This window comes from Streptomyces sp. NRRL B-24085, from assembly GCF_001282115.1.
In the GTDB taxonomy this organism is placed as follows: domain Bacteria; phylum Actinomycetota; class Actinomycetes; order Streptomycetales; family Streptomycetaceae; genus Streptomyces.
In genome coordinates, this window is the sequence record NZ_LJBR01000483.1 from 1 (window position 1) to 8,672 (window position 8,672).

Consider the following 8,672-nt stretch of genomic DNA (forward strand, 5'->3'; position numbering starts at 1 on the left):
GTACTCGGGGTGGGCGTTGCCGGGGCCCACCTCGTCGGCCCACTTCGTGCGCAGCTCGTACGTCGAGCGGTTGGGGCCGCTGCTCCAGAACGCCTTGACAACGTTGCCGTCGGCGCCGGTGAGCCCGCCCCGGCCGTCGTAGCGGAGGTCGGCGGTGCCGCGTGCGGTGCCGGTCCTGTTGCCCACGACGGGTTCGGCGAGGTCGACCAGAAGCGTTCGGGGATCCCGCGGGTCCCGTTTCGCCGTGCCCAGGGGCCACTTGGCGCCGCCGATCACCGCCTGGAGGTGGTCGGTGAGGCCGGCCGGAGGCGCGGCAAGCGGTTGGGCGAAGTCGAGCTTCAGGGTGCGGCCGGTGCCGAGGACGGTGGTCGCGACCGGTCCGTCGTAGTCGTAGCCCTCGGGGAGCCGGAACGCGGACTGCGGGACCGCCTGCTTGCTGCCGCCGGGCTGGATCCAGCGCAGGTGGAGGTTGGAGCCGCCGTAGTGCTCGAAGTACTCGACCTTGATGTCGTAGGACTGTCCGGCCGTCAACTCGACCGGCTGCGCGGTCTGTTCGCGGTCCCAGTCGTCGACCCAGTGGTCGATGAGGAGCTGTCCGCCGAGCCACAGACGGAAGCCGTTGTCGCCGATGACGGAGAAGGTGTGGGGCCCGGACGCCGTCGGGACGAGCCTGCCGGTCCAGCGGGCGCTGACGTCGTCCGCGCGGCCGGTCGCGGCGGCGAGCCGGGGTTCGAGGTTGTCGAAGTCGAGGTTCGGTTCGAAGGTGGTGGCCTTCAGCTCGTGGAAGTCGAAGGCGCCGGGGGCGGACTGGGTCCAGTACTCGCCCTTGAGGCCGTGGGCCTCGACGGGGTCGTCGGCCAGGGCGGGCGCCGCGGTCAGGCCGGCGATCCCGAGGAGCGCGGCGAACAGTAACGCCAGCCGGCCTCTGAGGCGGGTGAGGTGCCTGCTGTGCATGGAAGCCTCCATAACAACGTTGTCATGGGCAGGAGTTGGCATGACAACACGGATTCGGCTTCCCGTCCAGGGACATGACAAGTCTGTCCGGGACGACCAGGTGTGCCACGAGGGCGACGCGATCCACGCCCCCGCGGGCCTGTCCGTGCGGGGGCGTGAGGGGGGCTGACCCGGCCGGGGTCTAGGACACGAGCTGCCCCTTCCCGAGCGCGATCACCCCGCCCTTGGACACCGTGTACAGCTCCGCGTCCCGCTCCGGGTTCACGCCGATCGTGGCGCCCGGCGGCACCTCGACGTTCTTGTCGAGGACGGCCCCGCGGACCACCGCGCCCCGGCCTATTTTCACGTTGTCGTGCAGGACCGAGCCCTGGACAACGGCCCCCGGGTCGACCAGGACACCGGGTGAGAGCACGGACCGCGTGACCTGGCCGCGGATGAGGCAGCCCGCGCTGATGATGGACTCGCTGGCGATGCCGCCGGCGTTGAAGCGGGCCGGGGAGAGCTGGCCGGAGTGGGTGTAGATGGGCCACTGCCGGTTGTAGAGGTTGAAGGCGGGGCGCTCGGCGATCAGGTCCATGTGGGCGTCGTAGTAGGCGTCCAGGGTGCCGACGTCCCGCCAGTAGCCGCGGTCCCGGGTGGTCTCTCCGGGCACGTGGTTGGCGCTGAAGTCGTAGAGCTGGGCCTCCCCGCGGTCGGTGAGCTGCGGGAGGATCGAGCCGCCCATGTCGTGGACGGAGTGCTCGTCCTCGGAGTCCCGCTGGAGCGCCTCGATGAGGGCCTTGGTGGTGAAGATGTAGTTGCCCATCGAGGCGAACACGCACTCCGGGTCGTCCGCGAGGCCGGGCGGGTCGGCGGGCTTCTCCAGGAAGCGCTCCACCGTGAGCCCGTCCGAGGCCGGGGAGATCACCCCGAACGACGGGGACTCGGAGCGCGGCACGCGGATGCCGGCCACCGTGACGCCCGCACCGGACTCGATGTGCTGCGCGAGCATCTGCCGAGGGTCCATGCGGTACACGTGGTCGGCGCCGAACACCGCGACGTACTCGGGGCGCTCGTCGTAGATCAGGTTCAGGGACTGCAGGATCGCGTCCGCGCTGCCCAGGTACCAGCGCGGTCCCAGGCGCTGCTGGGCGGGCACCGGCGTGATGTAGTTGCCGAGCAGGCTCGACATCCGCCAGGTGGTCGTGATGTGCCGGTCCAGCGAGTGCGACTTGTACTGCGTGAGCACGCAGATGCGCAGGATGTCGGCGTTGACGAGGTTGGACAGGACGAAGTCGACCAGCCGGTAGGTGCCTCCGAAGGTGACCGCCGGTTTGGCGCGGTCCGTGGTCAGGGGCATCAGGCGTTTGCCTTCTCCGCCCGCGAGTACGATGCCGAGCACCGAAGGTCCGCCACGACGCATGGCCGCTCCCCTCACCTGGTCTGTGACCGATGCCTGCCCTTGCCGGGGGCCAGCTACGCCTGTTTGACGATCTCCTCGTAGAGCCGGACCGTGCGCCGCGCGACCGCGTCCCAGCCGAACTCGCCCACCGCGCGCTCCCGGCCCGCCTCGCCCATCCGCCGTGCCGTGGCCGGATCGCCGATCACGGAGTCGAGTGCCCCCGCGAGGGCCGTTTCGAACCCGTCGTCCACGGTCACGAGCAGTCCGGTCCTGCCGTCGTCCACGACCTCGGGGATACCGCCGACCCGCGAGGCCACCACGGGGGTCCCGCAGGCCATCGCCTCCAGGTTGACGATGCCGAGGGGTTCGTACACCGAGGGACACACGAAGACCGCGGCATGGGTGAGGAGCTGGATCACCTCGGGGCGCGGCAGCATCTGCGGGATCCAGTGCACGCCCTCGCGGACCCGGCTGAGCTCCTCGAAGAGCTCGCGGAACTCCCGGTCGATCTCGGGAGTGTCCGGGGCGCCCGCGCACAGCACGACCTGCGCCGCCGGGTCGATGTCCCGCACCGCGCGCAGCAGGTGCGGCACGCCCTTCTGGCGGGTGATGCGGCCGACGAACAGCACGAACGGGCGGTCCCGGTCCAGGCCGATCCGGTCCAGCACCTCGGTGCCGTGGTCGGGCCGGTAGAGGGTGGTGTCGATGCCGTTGTGCACGATGTGGACCCTGGCCGGATCCAGCCCCGGATAGCAGCCGAGGATGTCCTCGCGCATGGCTCCCGAGACGGCGATCACCGCGTCGGCGGACTCGATCGCGGTGCGTTCGGCCCAGCTCGACAGCGCGTATCCACCGCCGAGCTGCTCGGCCTTCCAGGGGCGCAGGGGCTCCAGGGAGTGGGCGGTCATCACGTGCGGGATGCCGTGCAGGAGCTTGCCGAGGTGGCCGGCGAGGTTGGCGTACCAGGTGTGGGAGTGGACCAGCTCACGGCCTTCGAGGCCCGCGGCCATGGAGAGGTCCACGGAGAAGGTGCGCAGCGCGTCGTTGGCGGTGTCCAGCGCGGACCACGGCCGGTGCCGGACCACGCCCTCCGTGCGGCCCTCGCCCCAGCAGTGCACGTCCAGGTCGACGAGGGATCTCAACTCCCGGGCGAGGAACTCGACATGGACACCTGCGCCGCCGTACACGTCCGGCGGGTACTCCCGGGTCAGCAGGCCCACTCGCACCCGGAACCCCCTGTCTTCGCGGCTGGTCGGCTTTCATGGTCACCCAGATGCGCCGCGCGGGGAAGAGCGCGGGGCTCGTGTGAAACAACAGTCACCGCACACGCCACCTCCCGGCAACCGGTAGTACAGACAGCAGCTCCGGCGGCGGAGGGTGGCGCTGTCGAGCGTCCCCGCGAGCAGGGGGTGGGTGAGGAGGTCGGCCGCGAGGGCGCGGGCGCCGGGGTGGCCCAGTTGGCGGACGGCTCCCGTGAGCGCCGAGGCGGCGTTGCCCCACAGCAGTCCGGTGGCCAGCCGGTGGTCCGTGTGCAGCGTCGCCGTCAGGGGTTCGAGATGGCCGTGCAGCACGACCCGGGCGATCGTCCCGGCGTCGGCCGGAAGCGGTGCCACCGTGTCCAGCAGGAGATCGTCGGGGGCGCTCGCGTCGGGGTCCCAGAGCAGCCGGTGCGGGGCCAGGTCGGGGAGGTGCCCGTACCGGACGGCGCAGCCGAGCGCCACCGACCACAGCCGGGCCGCGAGACCCAGGTGGGCGATGGAGGCGGCGATGCGGGGCTCGGGAGCGCGCAGGGCGTCGGCCACCTTCCGGACCCGGAAAGTCAGTGCATTTCCGTAAACATCCGATCCTCGGTTCTCGTAGACTTGGGCGAGGGTCGGCAGTGCCGGTCGCGGTGCCGCGGGACTGCCGCCGATCGTGCGCAGTACGAAGAAGGCGCCGAGCGGTCGCAGCGCCACCAGATCCGGGTCGAGGTCCACGACCAGCAGTAGTACCAAGACCCCTAGGGGTGCCCACCAGGGGGCCTCCACCCCGTGTCACCCGCCCTGGGGAGGACACGGACCGTTCTGTACTCCATCGGCAGTAGGACCCATTGCCTGCTCAGGGACGACGACGGGAAGAAGTTTTCCGGGCATCGTGTTGGTCATGGAAGACGACCCTTCGTCGCGCCGGGCACCACGCCCCCGCCTCACGCAGAGGAGCTGCTCATGAGTGCCCTCGCGGTGTCCGTGCTCCTCTCCCTCGTCTCCGCCGTCGCCTACGCGGGCGGAGCGATCGTGCAGGAGCAGGTCGCGGTGTCGCACCCGGACGAGCAGTTCGCGCCGCTGCGCCGGCCGAGCTGGTGGGCGGCGGTCGCGCTGAACGGCCTCGGCGGGCTCCTGCACGTGGTGGCGCTCGCCTACGGTCCGCTCAGCCTGGTCCAGCCGCTGGGCGCCCTGACGATCGTGTTCGCCCTGCCGATGGCCGCGCTGTTCGTCGGCCGCAGGGCCGGGGCGACCGCCTGGCGGGGCGCGATCATGGCGACGGTGGGTCTAGCCGGTCTGCTCTCCCTGGTGGGCGCCTCCGACGCGCACTCGCTCGGCACGACCCAGCGGGTGTTCGCCGCGCTGGTGACGGCCGCCGCGGTGGTCGCGCTGATGATCGCGGGCCGGGCCGCGCACCGGCACCCGGTGGTGCGCAGCGTGCTGCTCGCGACCGCGTCCGGCATAGCGTTCGGCATGTCCTCGGTGTTCACCAAGACGGTCGCCGTCGACTGGAGCGGTGGCGTCTCGGCGGCGGACCTGCCCTCGCTGGCCGTGATCGGTGTCCTGGCCACGGCCGGACTGATGCTGTCGCAGGCCTCCTACCGCGGCGCCGGTCTCGCGGCTCCGCTGGCGACGCTGACGGTGGTGAACCCGGTGGTGGCGGCCGTGGTCGGCATCACGATGTTCGGGGAGACCTTCCGCTACGGCACCACGGGCACCGCGCTCGCCCTGAGCTGCGGTGTGGTGGCGGCGGGCGGCCTGATCCTGCTGACGACGGAGCGCATCCAGCGCACCCACGGCGAGCCCGTCAAGACCGCGGGCACCGACGACGTCGACGTGTTCGTCCCGGCGCCCGCCGAGGAACCGGCCGACGCTCTGGTGCGCGAGGGTGTGCTGGTCGAGCAGGTCGCCGCCCTGCGCGAGGAACTGCTCGTGCCGGCGCCCGGGACGGCGCGGAGGGACGGCCCGTCCGAGGAGCTCGCGGACCCGGGGGGCCAACCCCCGGCGTACTACGGCCCGTTCTACGGCGCGGCGTACATCCCGATGCCGGTACTGGACCGGCACCGGACCCGGGTCAAATCCTGATGCCGCCGGCCCGGAGGTACGCCACCGGGTCGATGTCGCTGCCGAAGCCGGGCCCTGTCCGCACCTCGAAGTGCAGATGCGGGCCCGTGCTGTTGCCCGTGGAGCCCGACCGGCCGATGCGCTGGCCGGCGCCCACGCTCTGTCCGGCCTTCACGGAGATCGCGGACAGGTGGGCGTACTGCGTGTAGCGGCCGTCGGCGTGCCGGATGACCACCTGGTAGCCGAAGGAGCCGCCCCACCCGGAGGTGACGACCTTCCCGGCCGCGACCGCCTTCACGGAGGTCCCGGTGGGCACCGCGAAGTCGACACCGGTGTGGTAGCCCTTCGACCAGGACGAGCCCTGCTTGTGGTACGGGGTGCCGAGGGAGGCGTTCACGGGGGCGACCAGGCCGGTGTCCGCGGCCTTCCCGGTCTTCTTCCCGGTGTCGGAGGAGGTCTTCCGCGTCGAGGTCGAGGTGTGCTCGGTGGTGGTGGGCGTGGCGGCGCCGGCCCGCAGCTTCAGCCGCTGGCCCGGCAGGATCAGGTCGGGATCGGCCCCGACGGTCCCGCGGTTGGCGGAGTACAGCCCCCGCCAGCCGCCCCGCACCTTGTGCGCGTCGGCGATCCCGGAGAGCGAGTCGCCCCGGACCACGGTGTACATCTCGGCGGACCCGGCCCGTGACTGCGGGGTGGTCTGCGGCTGGACGTCCCGCACGGAGGCCGTCCGCTTCGTGAGCGGCTGGACGTCCGGGGCGGAGCCCCCGCGCGTCAGCCCGGCCCGCACGGAGCACGTCGGCCAGGCGCCCGGCCCCTGTCCGTCCAGCACCTTCTCCGCCACCGCGATCTGCTGGTCCCTGGTGGCCAGATCCGCACGCGCCGCGTACCGGGCACCGCCGTACGCCTCCCAGGTGGACTGGGTGAACTGGAGCCCGCCGTAGTAGCCGTTGCCGGTGTTGATGCTCCAGTTGCTGCTGGACTCGCACGCGGCGACCTTGTTCCAGGTGTCCACGTCGGCGGCGTGCGCGGTGCCGGTGCCGATGAGCGGGACCGCGATGCCGACACCGCCCGCGGTGACGGTGAGCGAGGCCCGGTTGATCCTGTTCGGCTGATACCGGCGGTGCCGGCCGCGTACGGCCATGGAGGCCTCCCCCTAGACAAGCGTCATGCGCCAGGAGGGGCAAAAGTAAGCGCCGCGAACAGGCCATGACAAGACGGCATCCGGCCGCGTGGGGCGCGCGCGGGACCGGCGTGTCCGGCTGAACGCAACGAGGCGCCCGAACCGTATCCCTGGTGTGCGGACAGTCCCCCGACGGGCCAGGATGACCGGTGGACGATACTGACAAGCACGACCGGCAGCGATAGACGACCTACGCGATCCACAGGATCTTTTGGGAGCAGGCGGTATGAGCAACACAGCGCAGATCGGTGTCACGGGCCTCGCGGTCATGGGCCGCAACCTCGCCCGTAACTTCGCCCGCAACGGCTATACGGTCGCCCTGCACAACCGGACCGCGTCGCGCACGCACGCCCTGGTCGAGGAGTTCGGGAGCGAGGGCGACTTCATCGCGGCCGAGACCGCCAAGGAGTTCGTGGCGGCCCTGGAGCGGCCGCGCCGGCTGGTCATCATGGTCAAGGCCGGTGAGCCGACCGACGCGGTGATCCAGGAGTTCGCGCCGCTGCTGGAGCCCGGCGACATGATCATCGACGGTGGCAACGCGCACTTCGCGGACACCCGGCGCCGGGAGCGCGAACTGCGCGAGCAGGGCATCCACTTCGTCGGCATGGGCGTCTCCGGCGGCGAGGAGGGCGCGCTGAACGGCCCGAGCATCATGCCGGGCGGCCCGAAGGAGTCGTACGACTCGCTCGGCCCGATGCTGGAGAAGATCTCCGCCAAGGCGAAGGACGGCGCTCCGTGCGTGACCCACGTGGGTCCCGACGGGGCCGGGCACTTCGTGAAGATGGTCCACAACGGCATCGAGTACGCCGACATGCAGCTCATCGGTGAGGCGTACCAGTTGCTGCGCGATGTGGCCGGGTACTCCCCCGCCCAGATCGCCGACATCTTCCGCACCTGGAACACGGGCCGCCTGGACTCGTACCTGATCGAGATCACCGCCGAGGTGCTCTCCCACGTGGACGCGGAGACGGGCAAGCCGTTCGTGGACGTGGTGGTGGACCAGGCGGAGCAGAAGGGCACCGGCCGCTGGACCGTGCAGATCGCCCTCGACCTCGGTGTCCCGGTCTCGGGCATCGCGGAGGCAGTCTTCGCCCGCTCCCTGTCCGGCCACGCCGAACTGCGGGAGGCGTCCCGAGGGCTCGCCGGGCCCAAGGCGACGCCGCTGTCGGAGTCCGAGGCGGGTGCCTTCGCGGACCGTGTGGAGCAGGCGCTGTACGCCTCGAAGATCGTGTCGTACACGCAGGGCTTCCACGAGATCGCGGCCGCCCGCGAGGAGTACGACTGGGACATCGACCTGGGCGCCGTATCGGCGATCTGGCGCGGTGGCTGCATCATCCGCGCGGCCTTCCTGGACCGCATCCGGTCCGCCTACGACACCCGCGCGGACCTGCCCAGCCTGCTCTCCGACGACACCTTCGCGCAGGAGATCGCCGACGCGCAGGACGACTGGCGTGACGTGATCATCGCGGCGACGCGGCAGGGGGTTCCGGTGCCCGGGTTCTCGGCGGCGCTGGCCTACTACGACGCGCTGCGCGCCGAGCGGCTGCCCGCGGCGCTGACGCAGGGGCAGCGGGACTTCTTCGGCGCCCACACCTACCGGCGCACCGACCGCGAGGGCTCGTTCCACACGCTGTGGGGCGGGGACCGGTCCGAGGTCACCGGCTGAGCGTCGCCCTGACAGGGAGGAGGGCCGCCGAACGGCGGCCCTCCTCCCGTCTGTCTCCCGCCGTCTGTCTCCCGCCGTCAGCTGAGCGGCGGCCCCGGCTCCGGGGCCGGAACCGGCTCGGGTCCCGGCGGGACCGGGGACGGCGACGGGTCGGGCGCGGGGCCGGGGCCCGGCGCCCGACCCGTCGCC

The 8,672-nt window shown here is 71.7% G+C and carries 7 protein-coding genes; 2 read left to right on the forward strand and 5 right to left on the reverse strand.

All coding sequences use genetic code 11. From position 1 onward, the window contains the following. The 4 genes from AOJ26_RS37385 to AOJ26_RS37400 all read right to left on the reverse strand — a co-directional run. On the reverse strand, nt 1-954 hold a 954-nt coding region (locus AOJ26_RS37385), incomplete at its 3' end, for a PA14 domain-containing protein (protein WP_234358771.1). A 181-nt stretch (nt 955-1,135) separates the two neighbouring features. Next, on the reverse strand, nt 1,136-2,356 hold the full coding sequence (gene glgC / locus AOJ26_RS37390; protein ID WP_053852805.1) for a glucose-1-phosphate adenylyltransferase: 1,221 nt from the start codon (nt 2,354-2,356) through the stop codon (nt 1,136-1,138). A gap of 53 nt (nt 2,357-2,409) precedes the next feature. Continuing rightward, nucleotides 2,410-3,561, reverse strand: a complete 1,152-nt coding sequence (gene glgA / locus AOJ26_RS37395) for a glycogen synthase (protein ID WP_053852806.1) — start codon at nt 3,559-3,561, stop codon at nt 2,410-2,412. Nucleotides 3,562-3,600: 39 nt separating this feature from the next. Beyond that, a complete protein-coding gene (locus tag AOJ26_RS37400) occupies nt 3,601-4,329 on the reverse strand; it encodes a (2Fe-2S)-binding protein (protein ID WP_053852807.1) in 729 nt (242 codons plus the stop codon). A 210-nt stretch (nt 4,330-4,539) separates the two neighbouring features. Between AOJ26_RS37400 and AOJ26_RS37405 the strand changes: the two genes are divergently transcribed. Continuing rightward, nucleotides 4,540-5,661 carry a DMT family transporter gene (locus AOJ26_RS37405; RefSeq protein WP_053852808.1) on the forward strand — a complete coding sequence of 374 codons (1,122 nt, stop codon included), beginning with the start codon at nt 4,540-4,542 and terminating at the stop codon, nt 5,659-5,661. On the opposite strand, the gene AOJ26_RS37410 is transcribed toward AOJ26_RS37405, so the two are convergent. Further along, nucleotides 5,651-6,778, reverse strand: coding sequence for a transglycosylase family protein (locus AOJ26_RS37410; RefSeq protein ID WP_053852809.1), 1,128 nt, complete (start codon nt 6,776-6,778; stop codon nt 5,651-5,653). The two genes, AOJ26_RS37405 and AOJ26_RS37410, sit on opposite strands and share 11 nt — an antisense overlap. Nucleotides 6,779-7,043: 265 nt before the next feature. On the opposite strand from AOJ26_RS37410, the gene gndA reads away from it, so the two are divergent. Continuing rightward, nucleotides 7,044-8,483 (forward strand): NADP-dependent phosphogluconate dehydrogenase, encoded by a 1,440-nt coding sequence (gene gndA, locus AOJ26_RS37415; RefSeq protein WP_053852810.1) that lies wholly within the window; start codon nt 7,044-7,046, stop codon nt 8,481-8,483. The last annotated feature ends 189 nt before the right edge of the window (nt 8,484-8,672 follow it).

Excerpts from the sequence above, each read along its gene's own strand:
- glgC (WP_053852805.1), bottom strand. The coding sequence starts at position 2,356 with ATGCGTCGTGGCGGACCTTCGGTGCTCGGCATCGTACTCGCGGGCGGA.
- AOJ26_RS37405 (WP_053852808.1), top strand. The coding sequence starts at position 4,540 with ATGAGTGCCCTCGCGGTGTCCGTGCTCCTCTCCCTCGTCTCCGCCGTC.
- AOJ26_RS37410 (WP_053852809.1), bottom strand. The coding sequence starts at position 6,778 with ATGGCCGTACGCGGCCGGCACCGCCGGTATCAGCCGAACAGGATCAAC.
- gndA (WP_053852810.1), top strand. The coding sequence starts at position 7,044 with ATGAGCAACACAGCGCAGATCGGTGTCACGGGCCTCGCGGTCATGGGC.